Below are 15,703 nucleotides of genomic sequence, written 5' to 3' on the forward strand. Positions count from 1 at the left end.
ACCACTGTAACGAAGAATTGCGCAATGTGTCGGGACTTTCTCATGTTCCTGGGGCACAGCGACGCCCCAGGGTTCAAACGCTGAGAACAGCCTCGTTGCGTTCCTTCTGCTGTTGCTCGCGCTGTTCGGTGGTCAAACCATCAACTCCCGGGATCTGAGCCGCCATCTGCTCCAGCCAACCCTTGAGCTCGTCGAGCTGTTTGTCCATCGGCAAAACCCCAAGCCCGCGGGCCAGCACCTTGGCCGACGCGCCTGTTCCGGTCTGGTACACCAAGCGGCCGTGGAGATGCTGAGGCAAGCCCTGGCGAAGAAGCCTGAAGGCAGGCTCTTCCATGGGCGTCTCCAGAGCGATGTTGGGCTTCTCCGGACGGATGCGGGAAAAACCGCAGCGCTTGGCCAGAAGCTTCAGATTCATGAGCTGCAGCAAGGACTGAACCGGTCCTGGCAGCGCGCCATAACGGTCGGCCCAGAGCGCAGCCAGTTCCACGAGTTCATCACCGCTGAGGCATTCCGCTGCAGCCCGATACGCAGCCATCTTCTCGTCAGCATCGGTGATCCAGTCCGCAGGAATGAAGGCTGTGACCTGGAGATCCACCTGGGTGTCATCCACAGAAGGAATGTCTTGCCCTTGGATCTCCGCCAAAGACTCCTGCAACATCTCCATGTAGAGATCGAAGCCGATCGCTTCCATCTGTCCGCTCTGCTCCACACCCAGCAGGTTGCCGACGCCGCGAATCTCCATATCGCGCATGGCCAATTGATAACCACTTCCCAACTGAGCGAATTCCTGAATCGCCCGCAGTCGCTGACGCGCTGCCTCACTCAACGAGGCATTGCCGGGATAGAACAACCAGGCATGCGCCTGAATGCCACTGCGACCCACCCGTCCGCGCAACTGATACAGCTGGGCGAGTCCGAAGCGATGGGCATCCTCGATGAGAATCGTGTTGACCCGAGGAATGTCGAGACCGCTTTCCACGATCGTGGTGCAAAGCATCACATCGGCTTCACCTCCGTTGAAGGCCACCATGGCGCTCTCCAGTTCACCCTCAGCCATCTGGCCGTGGGCCACCAAGAGCTTCAGTCCAGGCAGCATCTGACGCAGCTGAGCGGCCACATCCTCAATGCCTTCCACGCGAGGCACCACGTAGAACACCTGCCCGCCCCGATCCAGTTCCTGACGAATCGCACTGCGGATCGCCTCTTCATCGAGAGCAGCGAGATGGGTTTTGATCGGACGCCGCAACGGAGGTGGTGTGGTGATCAGGCTCATCTCCCTCACACCGGACAGACTCATGTAGAGCGTGCGCGGAATCGGTGTTGCTGACAGCGTGAGCACGTCAACGTCCTTGCGCAGAGCTTTGATCTTCTCCTTCTGGTTCACGCCGAAGCGCTGCTCTTCATCCACCACAAGAAGACCAAGCTTGTCGAATGCTGTGCTTTTGCTGAGCAACTGATGGGTGCCCACCACAGCATCGATGGTGCCTTTCTTCAATCCCTCGAGAATGGACTTGCGTTCGCCGGCCGTACGGAACCGGTTCAGCAGAGCCACCTTGATCGGATACGGAGCGAACCGTTCGGAGAGGGTGCGCCAGTGCTGCTGGGCCAGCACCGTGGTGGGGGCGAGCATGGCCACCTGACGTCCTGCGGTGATGGCTTTGAAGATCGCCCGAATCGCCACCTCGGTCTTGCCAAAGCCCACATCACCACACACCAGCCGGTCCATCGGTTGAGACTTCTCCATGTCTTTCTTGACCTCGGCCGTGGCCTTGAGCTGGTCGGGCGTTGGTTCATAGGGGAATGACTCCTCAAGCTCGCTCTGCCAAGGACCATCCACCGGAAAGGCGAACCCAGGGGCCTGATGGCGCTCGGCATAGAGCTTCACCAGATCAAGCGCCACTTTGCGCAGAGCCTTACTGGCCCGTTCCTTGGCTTTCACCCAGGCCGAACCGCCCATCTTGCTGAGTTGAGGGGGAGCATCGCTGTTGGCCCGGTACCGGCCCAGACTTCCCAACTGGTCGGCTGCCACCCGCAAAATGCCGTCGGCGTACTGCACGACGAGGTAGTCGCGCACCTCGCCACTGATGGCGAGCTTTTCGAGTTTCTGAAAGCGACCGATGCCGTGGTTGCGATGCACCACAAAATCGCCGGGGCGCATTTTGTTGGGATCCACGGTGCGACTGGCCGCCTTGCGCCGCCGCCGCACATATCCCGTGCTGGTGAGTGTCTGCTGGCCGAAGAATTCGCGGTCGGTGATCAGAACAACACGCCAGGCGGGCAACTGCAGTCCCTCGAGATCAGCGGTGCCGCGGGTTTTCAGGGCCACCGGTGTGCTCTGCTCAACCAAGCGTTCAATCGCCCCGGCATCGGCCGCATTGGGAACGAAACGACTGATGCAGTCGTGTTCTTCGAGCAGGGCAACGGCACGACTGGGCTGGGCCGACAGCAGCCAGACCGCTTGCTTCTGCTGCTGATAGCCCTTGATCAGCTCGCCAAGCTTGCCGAACTGATTGGGATACGCCGGCACCGGCCGGCTGTTGAGATCAAAGGCATTGGGATGGTCGTCCTGCTCCTGGAGCTCCGCCAAATCGAACCCATGGAAGGCAGAGGCCAGAGCCATGGCCTGATCGATGGAACGGTGGAGTCTTGGCAACGGCAGGCCGAGATCGCCGCGATGCTCCTCGGCGTGATCAAACCATTGCTCACCATGGGAGCGTCCATGGCGGCGCTCATCAATGGCAACGCAACACGCTGCAGGCAAATAATCGAGAAGTGACGCGGGTTCCTGCCAGGCCAGCCCGAGCAACCGGCGCATGCCTTCCGGGGTGCCGCCTTCGAGAAGCTCATTGAGAGCCTGATCACTGAGAAGCTGATCCAGTCCATCGGGCATCGACTCGCGCAGGGCTTCAGCGATGAGGGGGCTGAAGCCAGTCGGGGTCAACCGCAGGCTGTCGATCGGATCCAGGGATCGCTGGCTGGCGGGGTCGAACTCCCTGAGTTTGTCGAGTTCATCGCCGAAGAACTCAAGCCGCACCGGGAGCTCACTGCTCACCGGAAATACATCAACGATGTCCCCGCGCCGACTCCAGGTTCCTTCCTGGTCGATTGTCGACACCCGCTCATATCCCAGTTGGCTAAGAGACACGGCCAACGCCTCCAGGTCGATGCTGTCGCCTTTGCGCAGGGTGCGGCAGCGGTCAGCGAGAACCTGCGGCGGCGGGAGGTGGGGCTGAAGGCAACGCTCTGTGGCCACGATCGCCAGGTCGCGGCTTTGCCCCTCCACCTGCAATTCGCTGAGCACCTGCAGCTGTCCCCAGGTGATCTCACTGGTGGGATCGAAGGGTTCGTAGGGGGAGCCTTCGCTGGTGGGATACAGCTGGGCACTGCGCCACCCCATCAGCTCAAGCAGCGCAGTCCAGCGACCGGCCTCCTCCAGGGTGGGCACCACCACCAGCAGGGGCCGGTCTTGATGGCGGGCCATGGCACTGGCCACCAAAGCGCGGGCAGCGCGACCAGCGCCACGCAGCAACAAGCGATCAGAGCGCTCGATCCGCTCACACAGTTCACCGCTCAGCGCCGAGGTCTGAAGCAGACGCACCAGGGAGCTGAGGGGCATGGCGTGACCACGAGCGGCAACGCATGATTGTCGCAATCCACTGCACGGTTTCGTGCGCTGCACCAGGCTCTGCGTCCTATGCCCCGCTACCGCTGCCCCGAATGCTGTTGCGGTCCTGCGATCGTTCTCCATCCCCCGAAAGGGTCCGTGCCGGTGTGTGCCCGCTGCAACACCGTGATGGAGCGCCAACCGCTGGTGCGCCCAGGACCTCTGCTGGTGTTGCTCACGGTTGGTTCGGCTTTGATCGCCATCTCCATCCCCGCCCTGCTCACCCCGCCCCCGCCACCCCGACCGGCGGCGTCCCAAACCACAACCTGACGGCCGATGGGCTGCTAAGGAAGACCGAGAGATCGAGAGACCATGGGCGACAACCGCACACCGCTCCGCAAAGCGCGGTTGGAGCGTCGTTTCGAGACTGCAATCTGGAGGTTTCGCCTGATCACGCTCATTCCTGTGGTGATGAGCCTGATCGGCAGCGTCAGTTGCTTCGTGCTTGGCACCTACGAGGAACTCACAGTGCTCGGGAAGGTGGTGCAAGGGCAGTTCACTTACGCCAACAGCACGCTGTTAATCGGCAAGGTGGTGGGTGGAATTGATTTCTACCTGATCGGAATAGCCCTGCTGATTTTCGGCTATGGCATCTACGAGCTGATTATTTCCGACATCGATGTTCGCCAGCAGGACAACTCCCAAGAACGGCGCAATCTGCTCAACATCGAATCCCTTGATGGGCTGAAGCAGAAACTCACCAAGGTGATCATCGTGGCCCTGATCGTGACCGCCTTCAAGCTGATGGTGAGCTTCGAGGTGAAAACCATCACCGAACTCCTGCAGTACTGCGCAGGGGTGCTGATGCTGGCCTTCAGTGCCTATTTGATCGGTCGCACGGGCAAGCACTGAAACGGGATCTGGGTTTGCATCCCCCGCAAGAGTGAAGCGCGTTCATCCCTAGGGGGGAGGCATCCAAAGGCACAGGCAGCGGACGGTGAAGGGGTTCCAACGCCTTGCCAGCAAATGAGCTCCACCACAGCACCAACCCCACCCTGCCGCCGGCTCGAACGCCTCCAGCGCCGGGAGCAGCACCGCCCAATTCCTGCATCCATCCAAAAGCGCAATGGCCTGGTGTTGCAACACCTGGGGCTGGCTCACCATGCCGCCAATCAACAGTTGCCCAGGGGCGGTGGCGAGTACGACGACCTCTGCCAGGAAGCTCGTCTTGGACTCGTGAAGAGTTTGGACCGCTTCGAGCCCTCCCGAGGCCATCAGGTGAGCAGCTACGCGATTCCAAAAGCCACAGGACAGATTCTTCATTACAGGCGCGATCGCTTGCACACCTTGAGGATTCCTTGGCGGATCAAGGATCTGCACACCCGCGGCATGCGCTTGCAGGAGCAGCGTCTGCAGGCAGGCCAGGCACCCTTCAGCGATGCAGATCTGGCCGCCGCTCTGGGGGTAGCCCCTCAACGCTGGCAGCTGGCGAAAAGCACCCATCAAGGGCAACGCCTGCTGTCGCTGAACGCACCAGTTCCCAGGGGAGGCCGAACGGATGCCACAGAAGCAAGCGAACGGATCGATCTGCTTCCCAGCCCTGAGAGCGAGGCGCAAGACGACCCCCAACACCATTGGTTGCACGAGGCTCTGCAGAGCCTTGATCCAACCCATCGCCGCTGGCTCTGGTCGCACTGGATCGATGGGATCCCCCTCGGCAAGCTGGCTGAGAGGGAGGGCATGGATCGACGAACCCTCTCGACAATCATGCGCAACACCCTGCAGCACCTGCGCCGCAGGGCTGCAGCAGCCTTCAGTGCAGCATCCCCAGAAGTGCTACCGCTGCCATCGCCAGCAGCGCAGCCCAGGCCGTCTGCAACCCATTAACCAGTTCGTTGCTGAGCCAGGGCCATCGGCCCTGGCCAGTGGCCCCCAGCAAACTCTCAAGCAGCGTGGAGAGCAGTCCAACAACCGACACCAGCACGATGGCGGATGCCGAAGTGAGCAGCCCCAGCAGTGCCATCACCAGGGTCATCAACAAACTTCCCGCCGCACTGGCAAGGGTTCCCTCCACGCTCACAGCCCCCTCAGTACCGGCCGGCACAGGCCGCAACGTGGTGATCAGCAGGGTGGTGCGCCCCCAACGCTTACCGATTTCACTGCCGAACGTATCGGCAAGCTTGGCCGCGAAACTGGCAGCAAAACCGATCAGCAGCAGACGCTCTGATCCAAGCCCGGCGGCAATGAGCATCGCCAGCACCAAACCGGTGAAGGCTGAACCCCAGACATTTTCAGGGCCGCGTCGCCCCCCTCTGGCCTCGGCGAGACCCAGATCAAGCTTGCGGGCAAATCCAAGCTTGGTGACCAGCGAGCCCAAAACCAGGTAGGCCACCACCGCAAGCCAACCGCGCCAACCCAAGGATCCCCAGAGCACCGTGCCCAGAATCCCCGCGTGACACCACCCGGCACGCGTCAGCACCGGAAAGCGTTGCGCCACGCTGATCAGAACACCGTTCACCACCAACGCCGTCAGCCAGAGCATCGGCTCCTGGGTTGGAAAATCTGGCGAAGGAAAAGCCATGGCTTGTGTTGCACTGCCCTAAGCATCAACGCTGGAGGCTGCGCTTGCGCGGATAATCACCAGTGGTGTCACTCCGGATCCGCATGGTGCTGCTGCGCAAGGGTTTTTATCTCGAACTCGATACGGGGAAGGCGGCTGAGACTCCAAAGCTTCAGCTCGGCACGGTCAGAACCGTGAGCGAATCCCCAGACGACGGGGACGACACAGCCGCTGTTGTATCAACGCCAGCGACTGCTGCTGCGGTGGCAGTTCCAGCCACTGGCGGGGTTCAGGCAGCGTCGACCAGCACCAATGCCAAACCCTCCCTCACCACCGCGGAGGCCATCGCCGCGGAACTGGCTGCTACCGAAGCATCCCGCCCTGCTGTTCAATACGTCACCTTCGCTCCAGAAGCCCTCAAACCCGGCTCCAGCATTCAACCTGGCAAGCGCAAGCCCGGACGCAACCTCTCCAATTTCCGCTCCATGGCGTCTGAAATGTTCAAGAGCTGACGTTGACCTCACTGTCGAAGATGACCTTGAAATCCAAGCGATCAAATGGCTTTCTGAGCTGGATCGGAGGTGGTGATCGTGCCAATCCCGAGGAGACCAAGCCCAGCTCGTCCCGCGAACAACCCCTCACGAGCGCGCGCATCGCCCGTCTGCGCCGGATGGGGGTCAAGGGACGTCAGCTGATGGATGCGTACAAGCGTCAGGTGCGCTGAACGGCTCGCCTCCAACTGCAGAGGGCCGTGGCAGCAGCCACTGCAGCCGTGGAGCTGCGCAGGATTGTGTCGCCAAGACCAACGCCACACCAGCCGGCCTCGGCCGCGGATCGCAGCTCGTCGCTCGTCCAACCACCCTCAGGCCCGATGGCGATCCAACAGCAACCAGCCCCGGCCCCATGCGCCGCCAACAGCGTTGACAGATCCGTAGAGGCTTGATCACGGGTCACCGCAATCAGGCGCAGGCTCTGCCCAGAAGGACCGTTCCACCAGTCGTCTGAGGACAGCACGGGCAGGAGCTCAGGGGCCCAGAGACGTTCACATTGCTCCACCGCTTCGCGCAGGATCACCCCCCAGCGATCCGGCCTGCATTCCGCCTGCGGGACAGACCGTTGGGCCTGAAGAGGTTGCAAGTGATCCACCCCCAGCTCGCAGGCCATGCGCATCACCTCATCCATCCCGCGGCGCATCAACGCCACGGCCAATCCCAAGCGTGGTTGGGGGGCTGCAAGGGTTTGAAGACGTGCATCAGCGCCACGATCGAGCGAAAGCTCACCCTCTGGGGTGAGGCGGGTACCGAACAACTGGCCGCAACCATCCACCACGTGCACCTCGGCACCAGGACGCAGGCGGAGCACCCGCTTCAGGTAGCGCGCCTCCGCAGCGGTGAGACCAAGACGGCCCAGCGCCTGGGCGTCACGAAGCCTGGCCGGTTCGATCAGCAGCCGCCGTCGCTCAGCCACAGCCGCTCAACTCATGCCAGGAAAGATGCTGTCCGGATGGTCTTCAACCGGCCAATCGTCGTTCACGCCACCGATCAGCAATTCCTCAATCTGCACAAGATCGGAATCGAGTTGACGCAGGGCGTTAATCAACACATCCAGGCACACCCCGTCGCTTGTTCCGAGATCAACCCAACAACGCGCCCAGTCTTGCTCGTACTCGAGCTGCCCCATGTTGTGCATCAAGGCCGGCATCACTGAGGTGGACTCGTCGTTGTCGTAACTCATCCAACTGAGCTCATCTCCCTCCTCGTGCACCTGCATGGACTCGGCATTGAATCCTCCGAGCCTCCCCAGCACATACCAGCTGTCGAAGATGCCATCGACGTAGTTGCGCTCCCCCTGACTGGGAACTTCGCTGAATCGCAGCCAGAGCCAGCAATTGAAGGGGTCGACCTCTCGGAAGCGAACGTGCATGACCTTCAGGAGACTCCTGCATCATCGCTGGCTTCTGGCGGATCGACCATGCTGGGTTTCCTTGTGAAGGGATGCAGCGCGTTCAGAACATGCTGGAACTCACGGATCTCCACTACAAACCAGCGACTTCAGAGCGCGCCATTCTCCAGGGAGCGTCTCTCAGAGCTCAGGAGGGCAGCCCTCTGCTGATTTCAGGGGAAAGCGGCAGCGGCAAAACCAGCCTGCTGGAGGTCATCAGCGGCATGGCCGGCGCCCAATCCGGCTCCATCACCTGGAAGGGGGCGAGCCTGAATCAACGCCAGCGACGCTGGCTTTGTGGTGTCGTCTTCCAATTTCCTGAACGTCACTTTCTGGGACTGAGCGTGAGCCAGGAACTGAAACTGGGTCACCGCAGGCTGTCGGGTAGCGAGCAGATCGAGGTCCTCAGCCAGGTAGGACTGCATGGGGTGGACAATCGACAGGCTCCAGAGCGGCTCAGTGGTGGTCAACAACGCCGGCTGGCTCTGGCGGTGCAACTGCTGAGGAAACCGGAGGTGTTGCTTCTTGATGAGCCCACCGCGGGCCTGGACTGGTCGGTGCGTGGTGAGGTGCTGGATTTGCTCTACAACCTCTCGCGACAACGGGTTCTGATCGTGGTCACCCATGAACCCGAACTGTTCTTGAACTGGAACTGCGAGCACCGGCAGCTGCGCGACGGCCAACTGCGCCCTCTGTCACCATGACCGCTGCGATGCAGTGAGCCCATGGCTGATCGGCTGGTGCGGGCAACCGCAGCCGGAGGAGGAATCCGGATTGTCGCCGTGACCACCGGCGAGACAACCCGCTATGCCCAGTCACGCCATGGGCTGTCGTACCTGACCACCGTGATGTTGGGTCGGGCCATGAGTGCGGGGCTTCTGTTGGCCAGTTCCATGAAAGTGAGCCACGGCCGGGTGAATCTCAGGCTGGGCTCGGATGGTCCGATCCGAGGGCTTTCGGTGGATGCCGGCCGGGATGGACGGGTGCGTGGCTACGTGGGGAATCCAGGTTTGGAACTCGATCCTGTGCGGACAGCCAACGGCCAGGCCGGATTCGACTTCACATCGGCCGCGGGAACGGGTTATCTGCACGTTGTGCGTGACGAAGGCAAAGGGGAACCCTTCAGCAGCACAGTGGAGCTGGTGAGCGGTTGCATCGGTGATGATGTGGCGTCGTACCTGCTGCACTCCGAACAAACGCCATCCGCTGTGTTCGTGGGTGAAACCATCAACAGTGATGGCCTGCAGAGCAGCGGTGGATTGCTGGTGCAGGTTCTCCCGAAAGCAGCCGAAGAGCCCGCTTTGGTGGCCTTGCTCGAGGAACGCTGCCGTGAGATTCAGGATTTCAGCGACCAGCTGAACCGTTGTGGTGATCACCCGGAGCAGCTCATCCAACAGGTGTTCCCCGACCTGGATCCGCAACCGATTCCAAGCGGCGAACCGATGCAACCGGTGGAATTTCACTGCCCCTGCAGCCGAGAACGCAGCCTGGGAGCCCTCACCCTGCTGGGTTCAGAAGAGCTCAACGACATGCTCGAAAACGATCGAGGCGCCGAACTCACCTGTCACTTCTGCAGCGAGGTCTACAAAGTGAATGAAGACGAGCTTGCAGCACTGATCAAAAGCCTGGCTTGATCAAAACTCTGGCTTGATCAAAACCCTGACTCAAGCCAGAAGCAGCGTTCCTGCAAGCAGAAGGAGCAGGGCGGGCAGTGATTGCCACTGTTCCACGGTGAATGGCAGACCCGATCCAGCGACGGCAACACTGAGCAATGCCCCAACCACCAAGCCCAAAATCAGCAGCAGAACGCTCCAACCCAAGGAACCGAGGGGGCGGCGTCCACGCCGAATCTGACTCATGAACAAACCGATTGTTCCCAGCGCGAGAAGCAGCTCGATCGTTTGCGGAGCAAACAGCAACAGCAGCAGCGCCAGGGCACCAAGGGAGAGGCGCACCACCAGCCCCTGACCTTGCACCAACGTGAGGTCAGGGACCACCGCCGATCCCTTCAACGATGGAGCTGGAAGCGAAAAATTGCGGAAACGGGTGAGAAGAGCTGCTGGTCCGTTGCTGGTTTGCGAAGCCGCTCCTTCGCCCTGCTCACGCTCCATCCGCGATGCCGTAGCCGCTTCGGCACTGAGGCGGCCCGATTGACGGTCGCGGAGACGATCCATCAAAACGGCGTCGTATGCGGCTTCAACCTTCGCTCGGGCAACAGCGTCCTCGCCGCAGGTCTTAAGGACGCGATCACGGGCCCGCTGAACCTCATCAAAACTGGCGTCGGATCGGATCTGCAACTGTTGATAAGGATCCTGTCCGTCGGTGTCATCACCGGGATTCAGCCCTGCTGCCATCGGAGCTCTCTTCTCTAACGCAAGGCTATCGAGGAAGACGACCAGACGAGTTGGTCATCCGAGATCAGCAGAGGAATCAGAACAGAGGTGGACCGTGGCGAAAGCCCTGCTGACGCTCGAAACGGTGGCGGCAACCAGGAACTTCTGCGCTGAGGAGAAACTGGCGGTGCTTAATCAGGGGCATCTGCGGCGGCAGGTGGTACCCCTCGAGCACTTCCACACGATCGCTGCAATCACGGAAGCAGACGTAGTCCGTTCCTCCGTCATCACAGGGCCGAAGTAGCCAAAGGGTGTCCAAACCTCACCACACAAGGGATTGCAGTCTGGCGATTTCGCTCTGCGGCCGTGAGGGTCGTAGGGGGATGCGGACAGCCGCACCTGACATTGGTAAAGGCTGGGTTAAGACTGAATGCAGATGAATGAGGACACCATGCAAACCCTCACCCACACCCAAGCCACCCGTCAGCACCAGCCCTTGACGTTTGCTCCGGGCACGTGGCCCGAAGCTGCTGCCCACGACGTCAGAACCTGGATCCGAGCTCTGATCCATGTTTGGTTCAGAGGCTGATCGGCTCCACGCCACTCACCACAGGAGCAACCGCGCTGAGCTCGAGGGCCGGGTGCTCCTCGTTTAACTGATTGAGATTCCACTGATTCTTGAATAACAACACCGGGCGGTTCCAGGCGTCACGCACCGTTTTGCAGTTGAAGATTCGACCCACTTTCTCCAGCGCTGGCCATCCACCATTGACCCAGCGAGCCACTTGATAGCCCAGCGGTTCCAGCCTGGTCTCCACGCCGTATTCATTCTCTAAACGGTGCTGCACCACCTCAAGTTGCAGCTGACCGACAGCAGCGAGGATCGGATCGCGCTTGCTCTCGTCGGTGTCGTAGAGAATCTGCACAGCGCCCTCTTCACGCAGCTCATTGACCCCTTTGCGGAAGTTTTTGAAGGCTGAAGGATTGGGATTACGCAGCCAGCTGAAAATCTCCGGACTGAAACAGGGAATGCCTTCGTACTCAACCTTGGGTCCGACATACAAGGTGTCTCCGATCGAAAACATGCCCGGATTATTGAGGCCGATCACATCCCCCGGATAGGCGTCCTCCACCACAGCCCGGTCCTGACCGAAGAGTTTCTGAGGTCGGGAGAGGCGGATGGCACGCCCTGTTCGCGCGTGGCGAACGGTCATGTCCTTCTCAAACCTGCCGCTGCACACCCGCACAAACGCCACACGGTCGCGATGGCGTGGATCCATGTTGGCCTGAAGCTTGAACACGAAGCCACTGAAATCCGGGTTCAAGGGATCGACAGGGCCGTCATGACCGAGACGGGCCACCGGTTTCTGCGCCATCTCCAGAAAGGCATTGAGGAACGGACGCACTCCGAAATTGGTCATTGCAGATCCGAAGAACACCGGCGTGAGCTCACCGGCATGCACCAGCTCCAGGTCGAGCTCAGCCCCGGCAGCATCCAGAAGTTCCATCTCCTCAATCGCCTGCTCCAGGAGATCGGACTCCACCAGATCGAGAAGCTCTGGATCGTTGAGAGACAAATGCCGCTCTTCCGACTGCTTGCCGCGTTCAGCGCGGCTGAACAACACCACCTCCTTGGTCCGTCGATCGATCACACCTCGAAACTGCTCGCCACTGCCGATTGGCCAATTCACAGCCCAGGGAGTGAGTTCCAGTTCGGCTTCGATTTCATCGAGAAGTGCCAGAGGCTCACGCCCCGGACGATCCATCTTGTTGATGAACGTGAAAATCGGAATCTGCCGCATCCGGCACACCTCAAACAGCTTGCGCGTCTGAGGTTCCAGTCCCTTCGCTGCATCTTCCAGCATCACGGCATTGTCTGCCGCCGCCAGCGTCCGGTAGGTGTCTTCGGAAAAATCCTGGTGTCCAGGTGTATCGAGCAGGTTGATGATGTTGCCCGTGTAATCGAACTGCAACACCGTTGAGGTGATCGAGATTCCCCGCTGCTTCTCCAACTCCATCCAGTCGGAGGTCACCTTGCGCTGCTCACCCCGGGCCTTCACAGCTCCCGCCTGCTGAATGGCACCGCCATACAGAAGAAGCTTTTCCGTCAGGGTGGTTTTACCGGCGTCCGGGTGGGAAATGATCGCGAAATTTCGGCGGCGGGCCACCGCCTCCAGAAGTTCCTGGCCGTCTTGTGTACCTGCTTCCGTGCTCATGCGCTGGACTGATCCAGACCAGCCTGACAGCCCGTGATCCAGCCATGGATCTCGAGATAGCGATCCTCCAGTTCGCGAACCTGCAGATGAGCGAGTTGGGCGTCCCGCAGTTGCGCTCTCACCTCCTCCAGCGTGAAGGCAGCCTGCAGCGACGCCCTGTAGTCCCTTTGCAGCACTTCAGGCGCATCAGCCACGTAACGCTCGCAAAGCTGGTCCAGCGCCAGCGCCGAGGGAGGCCGCCTTAAGTCGCGATGCATAACCAGACAGCGACTGCCGGCAAGCAGACGCAGGCCACTCCAGAGCTTCTGCGGATCATGGAGATGGTGAAGAAGACTGTTGCTCACGATCAGGGAGGCCCTGGATTGAAGCCCATGCCAGGGCAAGGGAGACAGCACATAACGGAGCCGTTCGCGCGCGATGCCGGCCCGACGACGGTTGGACTCCGCCGCCGCAATCATCTGCGGGGCAGCATCCACCGCCACGACTTGGCAGGTCGGCCAGTGCCTGGCCAGACGCTCGCTGATGTTGCCCGGGCCGCAACCCAGATCAACCAAGCAGTCCCCAGCCCCCAGTCGCTCACCGGACTGCTGCAGCAACTGCTCGATGCACTCCACCAGGGCCTGGTCGCTGGCTGCAAAGTCTGCAGCTGCATAGGCCTGCACCTGGAGCGGATCGTTCATGAGCTCCGGCTCGGGCGTGCGCGGGATCATGGGGTCGCATCGGTGGAGTGCACTTCGAGAGTCTGGGTAGGAAAGGGAATCTCGATGCCGTTCTCGCCCAGGATCGCGAGGATACGGCGGTTCAAACGGTGCATGCTGTCTTCGAAATCGTCGTGGCGATCGTGCGTCGACGAGATTTCGAGCTCATGGTCATAACTGAAGGCAGAAATGCGCACAAGCCGGCAGGCTTCGTAGTTGAGCTGGGGGTCTTCAGCGACCACCGAATGCAGGAGCTCAGGAATGCGCTGCAGCTGCTCGGCGGTGGTGCTGTAAGCGACACCCACCACGATTTCCGAGAGATCAACCCGCTCAAGCAGCTCCTCCAAGGCAACCATCAAGGTCTCGCGCACGCGCAGAAAGGCTTCCCACCCATGCAGTTCCACCATCACGAACACGATCAGTTCGTTCCCTCCAGCGTCCGAAGGCCCCAAGCTCACCACCGGCTGGTGCGATCCAGCCAACTGACTTTGAAATGACGCTCCTTCGAGCAGCCTGCGCGTCTGCCGCAAAAGCTCCTCCAATTGGTAAGGAGACAGGGGGTCACGGATGGGCAGACGCACCTCCAGCCCCTGGGTCGGCGAGCGATGCCGGCTTAGACCACGGCGCGAGAAATTAACGATGGTGGCTTCATCAGCCACGGAATTGGGGATCGTGACGCGACTCTCGAGGGTCTGCAGCTCCATGGAGCGCAGACCGATTTTGGTCACGAATCCGAGCTTGCCTCCCACCTCACAAAATTCACCAACGCGCAGCGGTCGGTCCGTTTGGATCGACAATCCAGCGAACAAATTGCCCAGCAGCTTGGAGGCACCCAAACCGATCGCCAAACCGGGCACCGCCGAGAAGGCGAGCACCGTGCTCGAGGGAAGCCCGAGCAGGAGCAGGAGGCGGTAGATCAGCACCACCGAAACCAACATGCCAATGGCACGGCTGATCGGCATCACCAGGCTGTTGATCCTGCGAAGCCGCATCGGTGAATCACTCCCTCGCCAGCGGGACAAGGATTCTGCTCCGCTCCGGCCGAAGGCCTCAAAGAGAAAAAACACCAGAACACTGGCAGCCACATACCAGATCACATAAAAGGAATAGATGACCACCACGAGTGGAAAACCGGTGAAATTGAGGATGTTGTCGATCAGGTCCTCGATGAAATAGGTGAGAGGCAAGAGCGGAAAAATGATGAACACCCGTTTCCACGCCAACGCATCCCTGCTGTAAAGCTCGAGATCCTCATTCGCAGGCAACGACTCACCCCGATAGGTGTTGATCAGCAGGCGCATGAGCCACAACGCCAGCACGCCATACAAACCAATGAACACGGCAGCACTCACCACCTGAAACAGGGTCTGGTCACCGATGGGCCACTCGAGCACGCGGCGCCATTGCAGAGGCAATGCCAGATACCAGTCAGGGGGAATGAGGTAGCCGGGGGTGTAGATGAAATCCGCGTAGAACCTTGGTGTGGCGAAGGGTTGTGCGATCACGGGAATGTCGCGAATCTCGTCGTACATCGCGCGCGCCGATGCCACGGTTCCAGCGGAAAAATAGAAACTTTCGTTTTCAGGATCCCCCTCAAGGTCTGACGTCAAAGTGATGGCCGTGCCAGGAATGCGCCAAGAGTCCGTCGGTGTGGATCGCAAGTCGTTGCGCTGTTTCATTCCTTCCACATCAGGAATGTCAATGGGCTGACGGCTGTGAGTTAACACGTAATCCAGCACATGCTTGAGCTGAATGGCAGCCTCATCAGCCATATCGGAGCGCACGCTCTCAGCAAAGGCACTGGCATCCAGCGCTTTCACCGCCAAGTTGAACAAAAGAGTCGTGTCGTCGATCTGCTCCTGCCTCGACACCCCTCCACGTCGCCCTGCGTCAGGGGTCTGCCCGAGACGGTCAGCACGATGCCCCACATCGGCCATCACGGCGTAGAAATTCAACAGGGTGGAGCGGGGGCTATCGCCCACCACCTGGTCCAACACCACATCGCTCCAGTTGTCGGCATCCCGCTGAAGCTGGGGGTAAAAGGGCTGCTGTTCGATCGGGATCAGCTGATTCCCACCTGGCGCGGGCCTGGACGCCACACCTGGGGGTTGCGTGCGCCCCAGAGCCGGAGCAAAACCCAGCAGACAAGACAGGCAGAGCACCAACAGAAAGCGCCCTGGTTTTGAAGAAAAGCAAGCAAGAAAGCGCTTTTGCTTCGGCATCGACCTGGAGCAGCAGTGGCATCAATGCTGCCAAGGCCTGGGACAGACAACGCTGAACACTGCGGGTGGTGCCAGCACCCCCTTGCTGCCCCCATCGCTGGCGTTAGGGTGCCGGTACTGACCCAATCT

Annotated in this window: 16 protein-coding genes; 7 read left to right on the plus strand and 9 right to left on the minus strand. The window is 60.6% G+C overall.

The window, feature by feature from the left end; genetic code table 11:
- Nucleotides 1-73: 73 nt before the first annotated feature.
- On the minus strand, nucleotides 74-3,616 hold the full coding sequence (gene mfd / locus KQ296_RS04350; RefSeq protein ID WP_011933383.1) for a transcription-repair coupling factor: 3,543 nt from the start codon (nucleotides 3,614-3,616) through the stop codon (nucleotides 74-76).
- Between the two features lie 27 nt (nucleotides 3,617-3,643).
- On the opposite strand from mfd, the gene KQ296_RS04355 reads away from it, so the two are divergent.
- The 3 genes from KQ296_RS04355 to KQ296_RS04365 all read left to right on the plus strand — a co-directional run bounded on the left by KQ296_RS04355 (nucleotide 3,644) and on the right by KQ296_RS04365 (nucleotide 5,491).
- Nucleotides 3,644-3,934 carry a hypothetical protein gene (locus KQ296_RS04355; RefSeq protein ID WP_255486106.1) on the plus strand — a complete coding sequence of 97 codons (291 nt, stop codon included), beginning with the start codon at nucleotides 3,644-3,646 and terminating at the stop codon, nucleotides 3,932-3,934.
- Between the two features lie 42 nt (nucleotides 3,935-3,976).
- Nucleotides 3,977-4,516, plus strand: coding sequence for a YqhA family protein (locus KQ296_RS04360; protein WP_011933385.1), 540 nt, complete (start codon nucleotides 3,977-3,979; stop codon nucleotides 4,514-4,516).
- 114 nt (nucleotides 4,517-4,630) lie between these two features.
- Complete coding sequence (locus tag KQ296_RS04365; RefSeq protein ID WP_011933386.1) at nucleotides 4,631-5,491, plus strand: sigma-70 family RNA polymerase sigma factor; 861 nt, start codon at nucleotides 4,631-4,633, stop codon at nucleotides 5,489-5,491.
- Here KQ296_RS04365 and KQ296_RS04370 read toward each other — a convergent pair.
- Nucleotides 5,418-6,185: a DUF92 domain-containing protein gene (locus KQ296_RS04370; protein WP_011933387.1), complete on the minus strand. Its 768-nt coding sequence runs from the start codon at nucleotides 6,183-6,185 to the stop codon at nucleotides 5,418-5,420. The two genes, KQ296_RS04365 and KQ296_RS04370, sit on opposite strands and share 74 nt — an antisense overlap.
- 65 nt (nucleotides 6,186-6,250) lie before the next feature.
- Between KQ296_RS04370 and KQ296_RS04375 the strand changes: the two genes are divergently transcribed.
- Both KQ296_RS04375 and KQ296_RS04380 read left to right on the plus strand, forming a co-directional pair.
- Nucleotides 6,251-6,676: a hypothetical protein gene (locus tag KQ296_RS04375; RefSeq protein ID WP_259726366.1), complete on the plus strand. Its 426-nt coding sequence runs from the start codon at nucleotides 6,251-6,253 to the stop codon at nucleotides 6,674-6,676.
- 20 nt (nucleotides 6,677-6,696) lie between these two features.
- Nucleotides 6,697-6,888, plus strand: coding sequence for a hypothetical protein (locus KQ296_RS04380; RefSeq protein WP_011933389.1), 192 nt, complete (start codon nucleotides 6,697-6,699; stop codon nucleotides 6,886-6,888).
- On the opposite strand, the gene KQ296_RS04385 is transcribed toward KQ296_RS04380, so the two are convergent.
- Nucleotides 6,876-7,631, minus strand: a complete 756-nt coding sequence (locus tag KQ296_RS04385; RefSeq protein ID WP_011933390.1) for a 16S rRNA (uracil(1498)-N(3))-methyltransferase — start codon at nucleotides 7,629-7,631, stop codon at nucleotides 6,876-6,878. The two genes, KQ296_RS04380 and KQ296_RS04385, sit on opposite strands and share 13 nt — an antisense overlap.
- Nucleotides 7,632-7,637: 6 nt before the next feature.
- Nucleotides 7,638-8,087, minus strand: a complete 450-nt coding sequence (locus KQ296_RS04390) for a DUF3531 family protein (protein WP_011933391.1) — start codon at nucleotides 8,085-8,087, stop codon at nucleotides 7,638-7,640.
- Between the two features lie 89 nt (nucleotides 8,088-8,176).
- Between KQ296_RS04390 and KQ296_RS04395 the strand changes: the two genes are divergently transcribed.
- Entirely contained in the window at nucleotides 8,177-8,809 is a 633-nt protein-coding gene (locus tag KQ296_RS04395; RefSeq protein WP_041428863.1) for an ABC transporter ATP-binding protein, read from the plus strand.
- A 21-nt stretch (nucleotides 8,810-8,830) separates the two neighbouring features.
- Nucleotides 8,831-9,739: an Hsp33 family molecular chaperone HslO gene (hslO, locus tag KQ296_RS04400; protein ID WP_011933393.1), complete on the plus strand. Its 909-nt coding sequence runs from the start codon at nucleotides 8,831-8,833 to the stop codon at nucleotides 9,737-9,739.
- Between the two features lie 30 nt (nucleotides 9,740-9,769).
- Here hslO and KQ296_RS04405 read toward each other — a convergent pair whose 3' ends face one another.
- The 5 genes from KQ296_RS04405 to KQ296_RS04425 all read right to left on the minus strand — a co-directional run bounded on the left by KQ296_RS04405 (nucleotide 9,770) and on the right by KQ296_RS04425 (nucleotide 15,574).
- Nucleotides 9,770-10,459 carry a CPP1-like family protein gene (locus tag KQ296_RS04405; RefSeq protein ID WP_011933394.1) on the minus strand — a complete coding sequence of 230 codons (690 nt, stop codon included), beginning with the start codon at nucleotides 10,457-10,459 and terminating at the stop codon, nucleotides 9,770-9,772.
- A 76-nt stretch (nucleotides 10,460-10,535) separates the two neighbouring features.
- Complete coding sequence (locus KQ296_RS04410; protein ID WP_011933395.1) at nucleotides 10,536-10,757, minus strand: hypothetical protein; 222 nt, start codon at nucleotides 10,755-10,757, stop codon at nucleotides 10,536-10,538.
- Between the two features lie 259 nt (nucleotides 10,758-11,016).
- Complete coding sequence (locus KQ296_RS04415) at nucleotides 11,017-12,654, minus strand: peptide chain release factor 3 (RefSeq protein ID WP_011933396.1); 1,638 nt, start codon at nucleotides 12,652-12,654, stop codon at nucleotides 11,017-11,019.
- On the minus strand, nucleotides 12,651-13,334 hold the full coding sequence (locus tag KQ296_RS04420; protein ID WP_259726367.1) for a trans-aconitate 2-methyltransferase: 684 nt from the start codon (nucleotides 13,332-13,334) through the stop codon (nucleotides 12,651-12,653). Before KQ296_RS04420 ends, KQ296_RS04415 begins: the two co-directional genes overlap by 4 nt.
- Nucleotides 13,335-13,360: 26 nt before the next feature.
- Nucleotides 13,361-15,574 (minus strand): mechanosensitive ion channel family protein, encoded by a 2,214-nt coding sequence (locus KQ296_RS04425; protein WP_259726368.1) that lies wholly within the window; start codon nucleotides 15,572-15,574, stop codon nucleotides 13,361-13,363.
- Nucleotides 15,575-15,703: the final 129 nt, after the last annotated feature.

The sequence above is a fragment of the Synechococcus sp. CS-197 genome (assembly GCF_025128215.1).
Classification (GTDB): domain Bacteria; phylum Cyanobacteriota; class Cyanobacteriia; order PCC-6307; family Cyanobiaceae; genus Synechococcus_C.